This window comes from Halochromatium salexigens (genome assembly GCF_016653295.1).
GTDB classification, from domain to species: domain Bacteria; phylum Pseudomonadota; class Gammaproteobacteria; order Chromatiales; family Chromatiaceae; genus Lamprobacter; species Lamprobacter salexigens.
Genome location: NZ_NHSF01000068.1, coordinates 1 through 17403 on the forward strand (window position 1 = coordinate 1; position 17403 = coordinate 17403).

The 17403-nt window shown below is 58.6% G+C and carries 11 protein-coding genes; 4 read left to right on the top strand and 7 right to left on the bottom strand.

The genetic code is table 11. The annotated features are described in order from the left end of the window. Positions 1 to 232 precede the first annotated feature (232 nt). The 5 genes from CCR82_RS14345 to CCR82_RS14365 form a co-directional block, all read right to left on the bottom strand. A complete protein-coding gene (locus CCR82_RS14345; RefSeq protein ID WP_201246489.1) occupies positions 233 to 2689 on the bottom strand; it encodes an EAL domain-containing protein in 2457 nt (818 codons plus the stop codon). A 109-nt stretch (positions 2690 to 2798) separates the two neighbouring features. Next, positions 2799 to 3503, bottom strand: a complete 705-nt coding sequence (locus CCR82_RS14350) for a DUF928 domain-containing protein (RefSeq protein WP_201246490.1) — start codon at positions 3501 to 3503, stop codon at positions 2799 to 2801. 81 nt (positions 3504 to 3584) lie between these two features. After that, positions 3585 to 4739 (bottom strand): DUF4384 domain-containing protein, encoded by a 1155-nt coding sequence (locus tag CCR82_RS14355; protein ID WP_201246491.1) that lies wholly within the window; start codon positions 4737 to 4739, stop codon positions 3585 to 3587. Positions 4740 to 4837: 98 nt separating this feature from the next. After that, entirely contained in the window at positions 4838 to 6418 is a 1581-nt protein-coding gene (locus CCR82_RS14360; protein WP_201246492.1) for a caspase family protein, read from the bottom strand. Further along, on the bottom strand, positions 6418 to 7341 hold the full coding sequence (locus CCR82_RS14365) for an OmpA family protein (RefSeq protein WP_201246493.1): 924 nt from the start codon (positions 7339 to 7341) through the stop codon (positions 6418 to 6420). Before CCR82_RS14365 ends, CCR82_RS14360 begins: the two co-directional genes overlap by 1 nt. A gap of 408 nt (positions 7342 to 7749) precedes the next feature. Here CCR82_RS14365 and CCR82_RS14370 point away from each other — a divergent pair, with 408 nt between their 5' ends. The 4 genes from CCR82_RS14370 (at position 7750) to CCR82_RS14385 (ending at position 14763) form a co-directional block, all read left to right on the top strand. Continuing rightward, positions 7750 to 11076, top strand: coding sequence for a caspase family protein (locus CCR82_RS14370; protein ID WP_201246494.1), 3327 nt, complete (start codon positions 7750 to 7752; stop codon positions 11074 to 11076). A gap of 25 nt (positions 11077 to 11101) precedes the next feature. Continuing rightward, positions 11102 to 11758: a tetratricopeptide repeat protein gene (locus CCR82_RS14375; protein WP_201246495.1), complete on the top strand. Its 657-nt coding sequence runs from the start codon at positions 11102 to 11104 to the stop codon at positions 11756 to 11758. A gap of 602 nt (positions 11759 to 12360) precedes the next feature. Then, positions 12361 to 13230, top strand: coding sequence for a hypothetical protein (locus CCR82_RS14380; protein ID WP_201246496.1), 870 nt, complete (start codon positions 12361 to 12363; stop codon positions 13228 to 13230). Positions 13231 to 13326: 96 nt separating this feature from the next. Further along, entirely contained in the window at positions 13327 to 14763 is a 1437-nt protein-coding gene (locus CCR82_RS14385) for a hypothetical protein (RefSeq protein ID WP_201246497.1), read from the top strand. Between the two features lie 37 nt (positions 14764 to 14800). On the opposite strand, the gene CCR82_RS14390 is transcribed toward CCR82_RS14385, so the two are convergent. Beyond that, complete coding sequence (locus CCR82_RS14390; protein WP_201246498.1) at positions 14801 to 15343, bottom strand: YMGG-like glycine zipper-containing protein; 543 nt, start codon at positions 15341 to 15343, stop codon at positions 14801 to 14803. A gap of 152 nt (positions 15344 to 15495) precedes the next feature. After that, positions 15496 to 17289 (bottom strand): N-acetylglutaminylglutamine amidotransferase, encoded by a 1794-nt coding sequence (locus CCR82_RS14395; protein WP_201246499.1) that lies wholly within the window; start codon positions 17287 to 17289, stop codon positions 15496 to 15498. Positions 17290 to 17403 lie beyond the last annotated feature (114 nt).

Genomic DNA, 17403 nt, shown 5'->3' on the forward strand with positions numbered 1-17403 from the left:
GTCGACAGTGGCTGTGGGTGTTGAAACATCATCATCACATGCTTTAATGATTACTCGAAGATGACCTTCATATCTCGCTGATCATGTAGGCTAACAAACGTGCCAAAACCTGGCGATTGTTGCTTGGACGCAACAGGTAAGCATCAGTTTCTTAAGAGATTATTTTTCGTCGGGAATTGCTGGCAACCAACCTGCCGAGCGCGGGGTTCAGAGATGGCTCCCTTCTATTCATCTACCAAACTGGTTGGGACCGTAAGAGCGCCTCTGCCTCGGGAGCGGTTTGTGGCTTGCCAAATAAATAGCCCTGGCCATAGTCGCACTGTAATTCACGCAGTATCTCCAGATGCCGATGTGTCTCGATGCCCTCGGCAATTATTTTCAGGCCTAGCTCCTTCGCTAGACTCGCAATTGAACGCAGAATGCTAGAGTCAAGGATACTCGCGTCCATGTTACGAACAAAGGCCATATCAATCTTCAGGATATCGACAGGAAATTTCGACAGATATGCCAATGAAGAATAACCTGTGCCAAAATCGTCAATCGCCACATTAACCCCCAACGAACGACTGACACTGAGCACATTCAGCGCGGTCTCGAGATGGTTAATCGTGGCGCTTTCGGTGATTTCTAGCTTTAAGGCAGTGGGTGGAAGATTGGTGACCTGTAAAACCGTTTCGAGATAATTCAACGTCTGCGGATGGATAAGTTGGGGCGCTGCCAGATTGACGCTGATGAGCAGGTCGGAGAACTCAGTCCGCCAGGCTTGCATTTGGCGACAAGCTTCGAGCAAGACCCAGTTGCCGATGGTGACAATCATGCCACTGCTTTCGGCGACGGGTACGAATTCGACCGGTAACACCAACCCTTTTTTTGGATGCTGCCAACGGACTAGCGCCTCAAATCCGCTGATGCGACCCGTCTTGAGTGTTACGATGGGCTGATAGTACACCTTAAATTCGGGCAGATGAGGCAAGTCGCCGTTGCTTCTACGAACAACGGAGTGAAGCTCGCGTTCAGTTTGAAACGATTCAATTTCCTCCGCCTCGATTTTGCCATCCACAATCTCCACGAGTTTTCCCAGGGCGCTGGCGTGACTGAGAGCGGCATGGGCGTCTTGCAATAGGTTCCGTTGAGAGGACTCATTGCTTAACGCGACGCCTACACTCGCGGTCGGGAAACCCTCTTCGCCAGCAAGCATTAACGGTTCGGAGCACCGTTTCTGAAGGACTTGGGCGATCTCTTCAACGGAGTCACGAACTGTATCGCGCGAGATGAGCAGAGCGAACTGAGCCCCATCCGTGCGAACGGGGAGCAGATCCCCACACCAGTGGTTCCAACGAACGCGTCCGTATTCATCGGCGATGCCGCGCAATCGACGTGCGGTTTCCACCAGTAAGGTGTCGCCGCATTGGGGACCAAGCACGGCGTTGATCAAATTATAACGCTTGAGTTCGACCAGGATCAGGGCGACATGCCGGCGAGACGGGCGCCGACGCAAAGCGCGCAGTCGTTGAGCCAGATTAACGCGGTTAGACAGACCGGTGAGAGGGTCGTGCAGGGTTTGGTAAGCGAAACGGCCCCCAAGTACGCTCAGACCGCCGCCCAGTAACGCCAGTACGGCGCTCCACAATGGAATCCAGAAGCTATGATGATGAAACACATAAAAATGCACGCCGATGAGTGCTCCTAAAGCACCCAAGGCCATCACCTGCAACAATAGCGGGCGCCGAATGCCCCATGCCGCGAGCGCACCGACCAAGCACCAAACAGCCGCCCAGAGTGTTTCTCCCCATTGCGGCATGAATTGCCATTCGTGCCTGGTCTCGGCGGCATCAAGAATCTGACCAAGAATATGCGCATGGATCAACACCCCAGGCGTTTGTACATACGTCTTGGCTAAGCGACTAAAGGGGATCAAATGCGAGTCTTTAATGCTTTCAGCGGTGGTGCCAATAAGCACAATGCGCCCACGAATCTTCTCGGAATCGACCCGCCCCTCCAAGAGATCCGTAAAACTGACCAGCTCCGCTGGCAGTGGATGTCGACGGTAGTTCAGTAAGATTTGAAAGCCGTTGGTGTTGATGTCGCGGTATCCTCCGCTGTGCCTTTGCAGTGGTCGAAAATGACTTTTCCCCAGCACGAAACCGGGTTTATCCTCGGGATCGTAGGGGGTCACGCCCTGCTGATAAAGAAAGTGCAAGGCCAACTGCATGGATAGGGCGGTTTCGACCTGTTGGTGTTGCTTTGCAAATAGCAGCCCACGTCGCACGACTCCATCGGGATCCAGCACTAAGTCAATAAATCCCAAACGAGCCTGCGGCACACCCGGCGTGGCCGGGATTTGATTGTTGGACTCATCCACACCTAGCTTGGACACGGCGATTACTCGCGGATCATCGAGTACCGCAAGGAGTTCCGCGTGTCCTGGTTCCTGTGGGAAATCGCGATAGATATCCAGCCCGACCATGGCGGCATCGTGCTCGAGCAGATGCTTAATGGCGCGCGCTAGGAGCACGTCTTTGAGAGGCCATTGGCGCAGGGCTTGGATATCGGCTTCCTCGATGCCGACCACCAGGATCTTTGGGTGTGGAGGTGCCGGTTCTTGCTCGGCAAGCAGATAGTCGAAGGTGGCCAGCTCCAACGGCTGCAACCACCCCGACTGCTGGACCGCGAACAGGATCGCGAACAAGCTCAAGGCCGCGAGAATCGCGGGCCCGTGGGGTGCCACATAGCGGCACCACCAACATCGCGCACCAGGCCGCGTTTGCACTGGTCGGGAGTGACGCATGGAGCTTCGATTATTCCAATGCGACTTGCTTCAATAACGCCGATCGCCATTCAAGATAGCGCGGATCCTCGGGATGTTGCTCCAGCAGTGTTTCCAGTGCGGCAAGGCTATCGTACCAGTAAGACGCTTGCGCATAGATCGCAGGCAGTGCCTCGGGCTCGGCCTGCCTGACCTGTTCGGCTAAATCAGGCGGGGCTGGTTTGTAAAAGAGCGTCGCCCGACTCATCACCGGATGTGGCTGTGCGCTGCCTTGGGCATTGCGGTCTTCTGGTGGAATCCAGTCGAATCGAAGAGTCCAGTCGTATTTTGTGCCAGGCTGCAAGGCGACCTGGTGATCTTCCAGCGCGAGCCGGTGAGTGCCGGCACGGACTCGTGGCAATTCGATCTCCAAGAGCGGAGGCCGATTATTGACTCGGTCCATAAAACCGACAATGATAATCTTGACGGGCGTTTCGATAGCCTGAGGCACCGACCAATAGAGCACGGGTTGTGAACGACTGGTCAATCCCATGGTTGGCGGCGACAGCACGCTGAGCTGAGGGATGGCGGAACTCGAACGCGAGGCACCCCCGACCAGACGATCTGGTTTGCCGTCAACGTCTGGCGGCACATAGAGGGGCCTTTCCCCGGCCAAGTTCTCGGCCAGCACCGGCGGAAGCCCGCAAGCCAGAACGGACAGCAACGTGGCTAACTGTAGAAAACGAGTCTTATTCATCGCTCATGATTCTCTCTAAAACCAATGCATGGGGTGGATGGTTGACTAGGGCGGCCACAGGTTCCGACCATGGAGGAGTTGTCAGGGCACGATGACGTATGAGGCCGTTGCGATCGAATAGTCGTCTGGGGGTTGAGCCGAGTCGGTCCACCGTAATTTTGCATCGACGTGCTGTTGTGTTGACGTCAGCACGACGTCATCGGCGGACACAGGTCGGCTCGACAAGACGGCGATGAGGTGGCCCCGCCCGGATGGTTCACTTGCGGTCAATTGTATGCCATCGTAGGTTCCCGGAACAGTGAGCGGGCGATTCGGCGCGAGCCAGACATCGTCGCAGCCTTGTTGAAAGCACGGGAAGGGATAGAGTTTCGACAGTTCACCCGTGACATCGATATTGAAAACCAGCAGATGTCCAGGTTGCGCGGTACTGACGCGAAAGCGCATGTTCTCGCCAAGCCGAATGCGTGGACCGGGTAAGAGTTCGACGTGGAGCCGCGCTGGATTTCCCGAGAGATGCATGGGTTCGTCGACAGGTTCAGGAACGGCGGAGCTGACAGTTTTGGGCGCGCTAGGCCCCGCGAGTTGACGCGCGAGGAGGCTGATTTTATCGGGAATCTGGTCTCGCCTCCTTGTCTTGACATCTGCGGTTTCGATGATCTCGCTCGTGTTGGTATCGACAAGACGGGCACTGATCGAGATGGTGCCAGCCCAGTCGCTGACGCTACCGCTGACGATGGCGTCGACGCCATACATTTCGCCAGCACGCGCCGCCATGCTGGATTGATCGACCAGGTAGCTTGATTGCAACTCCTGCTCTTCTAATACCTTGTTGAGCAGAACCCGCTCCATCAGTCTAAATTGCCCGGTTTTTTGGAGTGCGCGGATCATCCACTCGGCAATGATGGAGCCGGCATCGGCAATGCCAAGATTGCCAAGGACATCGAACTCGAGCACGGCAATGCGTGGTTTCGGGTTCGCTACCGCCGAGACCTCGGGCTCGTCAGCGTCGGGTGGCGCCGCTTCTTGCTCTTGCTCCTGCTCTGCCTGTGCGTCGAGCAAGGCCTCGGCTGGTTTTGCCTCGCCGAGTGGCAGTGGGCTGGGGCTGTCGTCATCGTCCAGCCAGAAGTCATCCATGGCCGATGCCGGATTGTCAATGAATGCGCCACCCGTGATCCCTTCAGCCTGGGTGCCATCTTCAGCCTGAGCGTCATCGGCGAGCGCGGTGGTTCCGAACAACGCACAGAGGACTCCTGCGACGACCAGCGCCCCCCAGCGGCCTGTTATGCCGCAGGTTGCGCGAGGGGCAGGCCTGTGTGGGGATATGTGTCGCCTCATCATGGCGCGGTATACAAGCCTTGCAGTCCGAGTTGTCGTCCTCCGCTGCGCAGGGCATTGAGTGTCGCCTCTGCGGCGGCGAGTGCATTCTGGGTTCCATCGAGTTCACGCAGGCGTTCGATGAGCCGGGGGAGGGGCTCGCTACTAGTCACGGCGATCATCTGATCGGCGCCGTAGGGCGGCATGACCTCAAAGGACAGTTGCAGCGGTTGCGCTAGGGGGATGGTCTGCGGGTCGCCGTCGAGCGGATAATGGAAATGCACGGTTCCGTTGCCGGACAGGCTGAACAGGGCGAAGTACGGCAATTCGATCTTGCCAAAATAAAAGCTCACCTGCTCGCCGCGCCGGTGTGTCCCGTCATCGGGCAGGATGCGGGTGCTGAGCCGGTCACCGGAGCGTTCGTGATTGAGTCGCTCGATCGCCTGCCATTTCTCGATCACGGCACGGATGTCGCGTTCCTCGAGATCGCGGGCGATGACGTCGCCGTAATGCGAGACCGCTTCTCTGGCATTCAGGTCGAAGATGATGTCCGGTGTTTCGCTCACGCCGCGGTTGATCACGCCGTCGAGGTCTTGGCTGAGCCGTTCGCTCGCAAACGGGTCGCCAAGAAGCTTGATATGGGGCTTCGGCCAGGTTGTCGGGCGTTGAGGTGAGCGCAGGCTGGCGATCGGTAGCACCACTGTCTGCCCCTTGCCCTCGGGTAACAGGTTGGGTGTTTGGCGCGATTGGGCTTTTGCGCGCACATTGGACCTCAGGTAATGCTTGAGTTCATCGAGGCTCAGCATGCCGTCACCATCCTTGTCCGCCGGGCCTTCCAGTGCGCGAGAAAAGGCCCAGCTCAGCGCACCGCGGATAGCCGGTTCCCCGGTCTGCTTGTCGTAGATCAGCACCTCGGGGACTTGTTCATGATCCTGTGCGGCCGCGAAGAAGGTGACGTTCTCCAGCTCTTCGGGTGCCCCCGTCGTGAGGTCGGACGGCGGTTCGAGCGAGAGCTGTTCGTCAGGGATTGTATAGGCATAGTTGCGGTAGGTCAGTCCGCTGGCTCGCGGGTCGACACTTCGGGTCAGGGTGCCTGAATGACAGGAATCGGCGATAAAGAGCACGCTGATGTCGCGTTCATTCGCTTTGGTAAACCAACCGTGCAGCTCATCGTCGTAGAGCCGTCCCGCTGGGCGCTGCTCTTTCTCGTCGAAATTGAACATGAGCAACACCTCGTCGAGCCCATCGGCTTCCGAGCCTTCAATGCGTTCAGGTTCCTGTGAGCCGTGCCCGGCAAAGGTCAGGACGATCATGTCACCCGGCTTTGAGCGTTCGATCAACGCTTGCCAGTCCGCGCTGAGGCGCTCACGCGTTGCCTCGGTGTCGAGGCGTTTCACCAGATCCCGGACGCCAATCATGCGCAGGGACTGTTCGATGTCGCTGGCATCGGAGACCGCGCCATGGAGCGGCATATGCTCATACTCATCGATGCCGATCACCAATGCCCGGGTCTCGGCCTGAACGCTGGTTGCAGCGAGCGCGAGCAGCAACACCAGGCCCCACAGCGGATTGCGAGGACGCGGCCTAACCACTGAGCCCATCAGGAATTCTCCGGCCAAATCAGCTCGACGCGACGGTTGAGCTGCCAGATCTCTTCTTGGCTGTAGAGGCTCGGATCACTGAGGACCGCAGGTTGTGCCTCGCCTTTGCCCTCGGTGTGGATCTGTCCGCGGTAGCCTCGGGTGCGCAAGAAATCGGCCAATGCCTCGGCTCGGCGTTGGGAGAGCGACTGGTTTTGGGTGGCGGGACCACGCTCGTCGGTGTGACCGACGATGGAGATGGAGTGTGGCGCGCGTTTCAGGAGCAGATTTGCCAGCTCTTCAGCCGCTTCGGACCCCTTGGGCGTGAAGTGGTCCGAACCACTTTCAAAGGTGACCGGTAGCGGAACACGCTTGACCGAGAAGCTGCGGACCGTTGTCAGCGCGAGTCCTTCGGCGGAGCCAGAGCGGTGATTGACCGGTGTGGCGACATAACGATCCGCGAGCATGCGCGCTTCGCTCGCCTTTTGATGCAGCTTGGCGATGACCGGTTCCGGCGGCTCGGCCTCGGTCACCACCGGGTCGTTGATCAGCGAGAGTGCCTGCTGATAATAGAGCGAGGATTGCTCGTAACCTTTCTGTGCGTGCGCAATATCACCAAGCATGGCAAGCGCCTGCCAGGTGCGGGCAAACTCCAAGGATTGCAGCAGCAGGTCTTTTTGCTGTTGCAGACTGGCCCCGGCTTCTATGCGCGTGTTCGCGACGCGCAGATACCCATAGGCAGCCATCCGCGAGAGCTTGGGTCGAAAGGCGTCTGGGCAGGTTGGCTCGGTGGCGATACGCTCCCGTTGCTCGGCAATGGTGGCGAGATCGCCGGTCCGCGCGGCTTGCTGAATCGTTGTCGAGAGTGACTCGCAATCCCCAAGGGCCGGTGATGCAACGGCGAGGGCGATCGGTAGTAGAAGAAGACGCGTTGAGTCAATCATTAATGCTGCTCCTGCTAGGTCTGATCCAACGGTTGACGGGCAAGATGTCGATGAAAAGCCCGCCAGATGGCCGCGAGGTCAACATCTAGTCTGCTAGTCTGCCAGAATCGCGCCCGGTTGCCTCGCTGCGCGAGACGATCCTGTCAATTAAACTGATCGTGCGCAATGTCGTGTCAAGTTTCAGTGACTAGACTTCGATGAGTGTAGCCGGAGCTTACAAAATTGTAACTTCGGCTGTCAGCCAAGATTTCCGATCGGTGACCGCGTTGAATGAGGAATGGAGTGATGAATCGCCTTCTTAGCCTTGGATTGCATGCTTGTGGGGTGTTGGCGCTCGTCTTGACGGTCCTGAGCCAGCCCGCGCTTGCGATGCTTTCCGCTGATCCTCTGCTACGCGTTGAGACCGGAATGCACACCGCGTCGGTCAGGGCGCTGGAGGTGGATCGGTCCGCCGGATTCTTTTTTACCGCGTCCGACGATAAGACCATCCGCGCTTGGGCGTTATCCGATGGCCGCTTGGTCGACACCTTTCGGGTTCCAGCTGGGAGCGGCGATGAAGGACGGCTCTATGCGCTCGCGGTCTCGCCGCAGGGGCGCTGGCTGGCCACTGGTGGCGCGACCAAAGCCGTGACCGAGGGGCGCGGTAACTATCACATCTATCTCTTCGATCGCGACAGCAAGGAACTCAGCACCTTCATCGCGAGCCTGCCCGATGTCGTCAATCATCTTTGCTTCTCGCAGGATGGCGCGTTCCTCGCCGCCTCCCTGGGCAGTGGTGGGATGCGCGTCTGGTCAGTCGGTGACTGGCAACTCGTGGCCAGCGATGAGGCCTACGAGGCGGCCAGTCACGGCTGTGCGTTCTCGCCGAACGGGCAACTGGTGACGACCTCGCTCGATGGTCATGTGCGCCTCTATGACGGCGCCTCCTTTGGTTTGCTGGCAAGGGCGCGTATGTCGATCGGTGATGAGCCGTTCGGGGCGGCCTTTGCGCCCGCTGGTAATCGTATCGCGATCGGCTACGCCGACACGCCCAAGGTCTCGTTGCTGTCCGCGAAAGACCTGAGCGAGCTGGCGGCACCGACCACGCGCGGGTTGAGCAAAGGCGGGCTGAGCAAGGTCGCCTGGTCCGAGGATGGGAGGCGTCTGTTCGCCGCTGGACGCTATCAGACGAAGGGGCAGTTCCCGATCCTGGTCTGGGCCGATGGGGGCTCAGGGGCGCGAAGCCTTTGGGAGGGGACCGCTAATATCGTGACCGATCTGAAGGCGCTGCCCGATGGTGGATTACTGGTGAGCACCGACTATCCAGCCTGGGTGAAACTGAGCGCGAGTGGCCATCAGGTCGATCTGCGCCGCGGTGTGGTCCCGGATTTTCGCGACAAGCTCGGCAATGCGTTGAAGGTCTCGGCCGATGGTCGGCGGGTGGCCGTTGGTTTGGGGTATGGCGCCAAGGATATGGTGCTGCTCGATCTCGCCGAGCGGCGTTTGTTCGAGGGCGCGGCCAATGAAACCTGGCTGCTCCAACGGGAACTGCAAGCGCTTGGCTATGATCCTGGTCCGATCGATGGTCAGTATGGACCCTCGACCGCCCGCGCGCTGAACGCCTGGCGCAAGGAGGCGGGGCTCGGCGGTAGCGGATTAGACGACGCGGTCAGAGGGCGCCTCGGGATCAGTCCTTTGACACCCGCCCGCACCAATGCGGCCGGCATCGATGTCAAACACTGGAAGAATGCGAGCGGTACGACACTGAACGGCCAGCCCTTGCCACTCGATGCTTACGAGACATCGCGTGCATTCGCGATCGCGCCGGATGGCGATAGCTTCGTGCTCGGAACGAGCTGGTCTCTGCGTGCCTTTGAGGCGTCGGGCGCACTGCGATGGTCACGACCGATTCCCGACGCCGCCTGGGGCGTAAACATCAGTGCCGACGGCAAGGTCTTGGTGGCGGCATTGGGTGACGGAACCCTGCGCTGGTATCGCTATGCCGATGGCGAGGAACTGCTTGCCGTCTACATCCACACGCGCAGCCGCGACTGGGTTGCGTGGACACCCAAGGGCTACTATGACGCCAGTCCCGGAGGGGACCGCTTGATCGGCTGGCAGCTCAATCGTTTCGAAGCGCTGCCGGGGCTTGCCATTCAGTATGTGGTCCCAGGCTCTTCGGGGGCCCTGTCTGGATTGCTCGTCGGAGATGTCATTCAGGCGATCGATAATCAGCCGATCGACTCGCGGGAGGCGCTGGTGGCTGTACTGCGCACGGCTGCGGTGGGTGATTCGCTGAGATTCCTGATCTTGCGCGAGGGGGCTTCAAAAGATGTGGATGTGCTGCTCGCCTCGGCGCAACCTGGTGGACCGCCGCGGCTTGGCACGATCGTTGGCAAGGCGCTGAGTCGCGTTGAAGCATCGGACTTTTTCCCTGTGAACGTGTTTCGAGAACGCTTTTATCGGCCCAAGGTGGTCGAAACCGTCTTGCAAACGCTCGATGAGTCCGAGGCCATCGCGTCAGCGAACGTGCGCGGCTCGCGTTCGGTTGCCGAGGTCAAGGTCACGGAAACATTGCCGCCGATTGTCGATATCCTGCAGCCAACCGATGGCGATACGTTCACTGATGAGAATGTGACCATCCATTATCTCGTCCGCAATCCAGGCGGAGAAGCGGCGAACAAGGTGCAGATCCTTGTCGATGGCCGCCCGCTCGATTCGGCGCGTGGACTGAAGCGGATTCGAGCGGAGCAGGATGTGCAAGCGAACGCCGGCGATACGGATCACGCCAATCCGCCCCAGTCGATGACGATCCCACTGCCGGAGCGCAATGTCTCGCTGACGGTGATTGCCGAAAACGCCTTCGGAACATCGCCACCGAGCACGATCCAGCTCCAGTGGGCGGGGGAATCATCGGCCGAACCGCCCCCGAAGCCAAGGCTCTATGCGCTAGCGGTCGGTATTTCCGACTATAGCAATGAGAGTCTATCGGATCTCAAGTTTGCATCGAAAGACGCCGAGGATTTCGCCAATATTATCAAGCAGCAACAAGATGGCTTCTATCGCGAGGTGACCGTTAAAGTCCTGCGCGATCCCGAGCATGAGCAATTTCGTGACGGCTTGGCATGGCTTGGTGAAAAGACTTCCGGAGACGATGTCGCCATGTTGTTCGTGGCCGGGCATGGCGTTAACGATGAAAATGGCGATTACTTTTTCCTTGCCAGCGATGCCAACCCCGACCAGATCGCGCATACTGCGGTTCCCCATGATGAAATTCGCGAATCGCTGTCTTCGTTACCTGGCAAAGTCATTGCATTCTTCGATACCTGCCATTCCGGTAATGTCATGGGCGGGATCGCCGATATCAACGGCGTCGTCAATGACCTGACCGCGGCCGAGAACGGAGTTGTGGTCTATAGCAGCTCGAGCGGTAATCAGGTGTCGCTGGAAAATCCGATCTGGGGGAACGGGGCGTTCACTAAGGCCTTAGTCGATGGCCTGGAAGGTGAAGCAGCCTCCTACGGCGATGAGATCACAGTCAAACAACTCGATGCCTATCTCAGTCACCGGGTAAAAGATCTGACCGAGGATCGCCAGACCCCGGTTACAACGACACCACCGGCGATTCCGGATTTCACGATTGCCGTGAGTGATCGCGAGTCGATCAGCGCGCGCGTTAGCGAGAACATCCATCCGCTAGCGGAACGATTCCCTAACCAGCGGCTCGTTGTACAAGACCAGCCGGGGGTTTTATGAGTGTTGAGCAACCACAGAGACATCAATGATGCGAAAACGCCTCCTCTTTCTCCCTCTGATCTTCTTCACCCTGGCGGCTTGCCAGACCACCATGCCGCAGGGCCCTGGGGTGGCATCGGATTACTACCAACGTGGCCAGGCAGCATTGGCGGTGGAGAATTACAGCGAAGCAATTGGGCATTTCAATGAGGCCGTGCGTCTGGACCCAAGATATGGAGAGGCATTTTATGGGCTTGGACAAGCCTATGAGTCGACCGGGCGTGATCGCCTGGCGTTGGATGCCTATCTCGATGCCATCGGTGTGCAGCCAAGCCTTGGTAAAGCGCAGGCCGCTGCCGGCAAGCTGTATTTCGAGCGCAAGGAATACAGTCCTGCTGAGGACTATCTGAAACGGGCAACAACACTGGTTCCAGCGGACCCTAATCCCTATTACTACCTTGGCGAGATCTACCGAATGGACGGGAAATGCAAAGCGAGCGTCGATATGTTCAAGAAGGCACTCGCGATTGATTCTGATCTGCTCAATGCCAAGGATGGGCTGAGGCGCACCCAGCGCGAGGTCTGTAAGTCTCGTCCCGCTGGATCAAGCACAACGTCGACACGCCCGGCAAGTCGCCCGACCTATCAAAAGACTGATGTGTTTACCGGTGGCGGACGCGCGTTGAAGGCGGACGAATGGTAGCTTCGCAATGACAATGCTCTGGAAGCCTTTGATCGGCATTGGTGTCGCTGTGTATGCCGTTACCTGTTGGAGCGGCAATCGTGAGTTGATGGCGGAGAACGCAGCGCAGCTGGTTCGTCTCAGCGATGCGATTGCCGAAACGATGGTGCCGCGGCATGCCGAGGGGCACTATGAGTTCTCGGCGCGGGTGGTTGGGCAAGGGCCGAGGCGCAGGGTGAGCATCGATGCGATGCGTTGGGCGGAACCGAGCCCTGCGCAAGCAAGCGCGCATCCCCAACCCGTTGTCTTTGCGCCATCGACATTCACAACCGGCCGTCGCTACCAGAGTTTGATCAGAATCAGATCAATTCCCGCACCCATCATCGGTCTGGCGCCCGGAGACCGGTCTTGGGCGAGCACGTCCCCTCTCCGGGGGGCGGCAAAGGCAAACAAGGTGTACGAACAAGAAATTGGTCTACCAACCTTGACGCCTGGGGGCGGAGAGGCGCTGAAATCGTGGTGAGCGAACGAGCCAGTGAGCTGCCTGATCGCTGCCATGTTGTACAACGACAGGCTGGGTTTGCTGGTTCATTTTTGATGAAGACAAGGTGTCAGGGGTTGCTATGAAGAAGAAATGGGTCTTGTTAGTGGCATTGGCTGCGACGTTCGTTATGGTGTCTGTGCAGGGTGTGGCAGGCAACAAGAAGCTGATGACGATCAATGCCGCGAAGGTCATTGCTGAGCGAGCCGTGGTCGAGAGTGTCGTTGGCCTGAAGGTGCGCAGTCGCGAAAGCGTCGAGGATTTGATCGCGCAGGAAGTGCGGGTGGACGCAAAGACGGCGGCGGCGATCAAGGGGATCGAGTACACCGATATCGTTTACGATCCAGACAAGGATATCGCGCGAGTTGAGGCCAGCATCAAGCTTGGCCGGGTGAGCAATATCGTTGGTAAGAATATCGACTTTGGCGGTCAGACCATCAAGCGTTTCGGCTTTGCGACCTCGACGCCTGCGATGGCAGGGCCACTCCAAGCGCTTCGCGCTGCCGAACTCGATGCCTATAAGCAGCTTGCAAAACAGATTGTCGGCTTCGAGATCGATAGCAACACCTCGGTACGAGACTACTTGCTGGAATCCGATGACGTGCGCGCTCGAATGATGGCGGCGATCTATGGCGCGCAATTGGTCGATCAGCGTTGGGACGAAGACGGTAATGCCTATGTGAAGATGCGACTGCGTTTCGGTGAAGTCGAGGATGTGCTCAACCAAAAGCTCAATTACGACGATGAGATGATCGAGGTCGAAGGTGTGGGCGCACAGGTTGATGATTTCAGTGAAGCACCGAGCGATAACGGTATGGAGATGGCGACCGGCGTTCGCCGTGGCGCGGAGATTCGTGAAGGCATGATCGATGTTCCTGTCTCTGGAAGTCTCGGCGGCCAGGGGCAGAGTGATCGTGACAATGCGGGCGGTGCGGTCGATTTGCTGCGCTAGTAGCAATAGGCGACCACGGATGTTCGGGCCAAGGACCGGTCCGCACGGGTATGCGGTAGTGGATTCACCGAGTGACCGCGTTGGATAGAGGGGGTAATGATGAATGACCAGGCAGATGGTGCGATAAGGCGCGGGCTGGCGCTCGGCTTGATATGTCTCGTGCTTGGTGTCGTTGGCCCCGTCCAGGCACAAGACACCATCGTGGTCACGGCTGAGGGATTAGCGGACCCCAATGCCGATACCTATGCTCGGGATAAAGGATTGTTGGTCGATGATCTGAGGCGCGATGCAAGGAGACAAGCGGTCGAGAAAGCAGTCGGGGTGTTTGTCGAGGGCAGCACCTTGGTCGAGAATTATGTCACGATCGAAGACCGAGTCTTGAGTGAAACCCAGGGGCTGATTAAACGGGTGATCAAGGAAAGCAAACCCTGGGTGGGCGAGGATGGATTCGCGCATATGCTGATCAAGGCCGAGGTATACCTCAAGGGGGTCGAGGATGCCCTAAAGACGATGTCCCGGCAGACACGCGTCAGTTACATCCGCGAGTATGGGAATCCTCGTATCTCGGTGTCGGTGTACGCTCAAGATGCCGATCGCGGCAGCCGACAGACGCGTTCCGATATTGCCGAGAACCTCTTGAAGGAACGCATTGCCGAGTTCGGGTATCGGGTCTGGTCGGAAGATGTGACGAAAGGCCTAAAGACCGAGATGATGGAGTCTTCGACGCTATCGAATCAGACCCAAACCACGGTGTCTGTCTCCCACCTCAAGGCCGCCGATTTTTCGATCCTTGGTCGTGTCAGATTCGATGTCAGGAATGTGACTTTGAGTTCCTCGGGGATTGAACTCAAGAAACATCTGATCACATCTTGGACAGTAAAGTGTGTCAATAATAATACCGGCGAAGAGATCTACTTCAATAACAAGATACCCCGGCACAATAGCTGGGCGACCGAGGATCAAGCGCTCGAAGATGTCGGACGGTTGATTGGACAAGAATTTTCCAAGGATTTCTTTGAGTCACACTTGGTTCAACCCAATCGTTTCTTCGAGCTGCGCGTGGTTGGTTTGCCGAGCTACGACATTGGCGTCTTGCTGAGAAAGGAGATGATTGGGCTACGCCCTTTCCTTGACGTCTCTTTGCGAAATTACACGAGCGACGGATTGTCCTTGTACGAAGTGAACTTTGCTGGCGGCCAGGATAACTTCGCGCGAACCATTAATAGCGCCGTCATCAAGCCATTGAATGCGAAGTTTGGAGAAGACGTCTTTGAACTTGATTCATTGACGCGGGACGTAGTGACGCTCGTGTTTCGATCTGATCAGAATCAGGACTCACTGATGTCCGAATTCAATTCTAAGCCGCCAGCGTCACTAGCGGACGCATCGCCGGCGCGAATCGCACGGGTTGCTCAGGATGAGACCACACTCAAGAAGGTCGAGTCCGTGAATCCAGCCGCCGTTGCGTTGATTTCCGGCACTGATGGCGGCGGTTCGGATTCAGCGGTGATGAATGAGATCAGTAACTTCTAGTCTTAGCGGGGCGTCCTTGCCCGGCTAATAAACGCGATTAGACAGCAGCTGCAGTCCAGTCGGAACCAGACTTGCACATGGTTGCGCTATCTTGATAGGTCTTTCCGTCTTTCACAGCAACCTGCGAAATGTTGCGGCATTGCTGACCGTCTGATTTGGTGTAGATCTCGCCTGGCGTGACTTTGAGTTCGGTCGGTTTTGGCTTTGGCGCCGAAGCGCCCGATTTCGACGACGTGGCTTTTGCCGTCTTTTTCGGCGACGGCTGCACAGTCGTGGTAATTGTCCTATTGGATTTTGCCCGTGCCGCGCGTGCTGTCAGTCGAGCTAACTCTTGTCGCTCACGCTCATCAAGGGCCGCACCGATGCGGTTTCCAATCAGGCCGCCAACCGCCCCGCCGATCAGCGCGCCAAGTGCAGTGTTGCCGCCTGTGTTGTTGGCAATAATGCCACCAAGTAGCGCGCCGCCTGCCGTTCCGATTGCCGTGCCCTTAGCTTCATTGGAATCCCCAGTGGTTGCAAGGCAGCCCGAGAGGCTCACCGTGATCAGGATCGCTGTAGCAAAGATTGCAAGTTTACGCATTGAAACCTTCCGTGCTTTGGTTAGATGGAAAGAAAAGGATTGGCTTGGCAACCCTAATCAGAAGATTATCGGAATAGGATCAAAAATACTAGACTGCCGCATCTGCCGCAGCCACTGAATATCAATTGAGTCGGCAAGGACGAAGTGGCACCCTAGCGGCCATCAATGTGGCGCTGCAGCCAATACTCGAGCAGGGCGACATGCCAGAGCTTGCTGCCCTGGATGCGGGTGTGATGCTGATCCGGGGCGTCCAGTAGCTGCTCGATGTAGTCGCGGCGATACAGCCCACGCTCGCGGCAGGCCTGGGCGTTGAGGATATCGCGCATGAAGTCCAGAAAGGCCCCGCGCACGTACTTGAGCGCCGGCATCGGGAAATAGCCCTTGGGCCGATCGATCACCGCATCCGGCAGCCGCCCGCGTGCGATCGCCTTGAGCGGATACTTGCCACCGTCGCGCAGGCGCAGCGCCGGTGGGCACCGCGCCGCCAGCTCGACCAACTGGTGATCGAGGAAGGGCACCCGCGCCTCCAGCCCCCAAGCCATGGTCATGTTGTCGACCCGCTTCACCGGGTCATCGACGATCAGGGTGGTCACATCCAGGCGCAGCACCGCATCGATGATCTCATCGGCGCCGGGCTCGGCGAGGCGCTCGGCGACATAGGCGCCGGTATGGTCTGGCCCGGCGTAGGCGAGCGCGACCATCCGCAGGTACTCGTCGTGATCGCGGTCAAAATAGTGGCGGCGCACGCGATCGACAGGATCCCCCTCGGTCTCAGCGGCGATGCGCGGGTACCAGAAATAACCGCCGAAGACCTCGTCGGCGCCCTGCCCCGACTGCACCACCTTGATCTCGCGCGAGACCTGCTCGGCGAGCAGATAGAAGGCCACCGCGTCCTGAGCGAACATCGGCTCGGTCATCGCGTCGACTGCTTCGGGCAGGCGCCGCAGCACCTCATCGTTCGGCACCCGGAAGCGGTGATGGCGGGTGCCGAAGTAGTCGACCACCTGATCGGAGTACTCGAACTCGCTGCCGGCCTCCTCGGGCGTGTCCTCGAAACCGACCGAAAAGGTGTGCAGATCGCCAACGCCGTGCTCGGCCAGCAAGGCCACCAACAAGCTGGAATCGAGCCCGCCCGAGAGCAGCACGCCAACCGACACATCGGCGATCTCGCGGCGCTTGCGCACCGCCGCCTCGAGCGCATCGTGGATGGCCTCGACCCATTCGGCATCGCTCGTCGGGAGCCTGGAACCGCTCGCGCCTCGGGTCGCCTCCAGCTGCCAGTAGCGCTGCTCAGTGCGGCGCCCATCGGCATCGATGCGCAGCCAGTGCGCGGGTGGAAGCTTGCGCACATCGCTCAGGATGGTACGCGGCGCCGGCACCACCGCATGTAGCGTGAAGAGATGATGCAGCGCCACCGGGTCGATTCCACCGCCGACCCCGCCGGCGGCGACTAGCGCCTGCGTGGTCGAAGCAAAGCGCAACCGGCCGTTGACCTCGCTCCAATAGAGCGGCTTGATGCCGAAGCGATCCCGCGCGAGGAAGAGCTGACGCCGGTTGGTATCCCAGATCGCGAACGCGAACATCCCGTGCAGCCGCTCGACGCAGCCTTCGCCCCAGGCATGCCAAGCCTTGAGGATGACTTCGGTGTCGCCGTCGGAGAAAAAACTGTAACCCTTATCACGCAGTTCACGGCGCAGCTCGGGGTGGTTATAAATGGTGCCGTTGAACACCAGCGCGAGCCCGAGCCCCTGATCGACCATCGGTTGATTGGAGCGCACCGAGAGATCGATGATCGACAGCCGCCGATGACCAAGCGCGACCGCGCCATCGCCATAGCTGCCGCCGTGATCGGGTCCCCGCGGCTGTAGGCGCTCCATCATCCGGGCGATCGCGCCTAGATCCGCGGGCGTCCCGTCGAAACGCAGTTCTCCGCAAATGCCACACATCAGCTCGTTACCTCTGCTAACCTATTTTTTCCTTGATATCCGACATCTCGGGCCTACGTTTTCATCGCTAGTCTTCCATTCACCCATTCCAACAACCGACCCAGCAACCAAGCT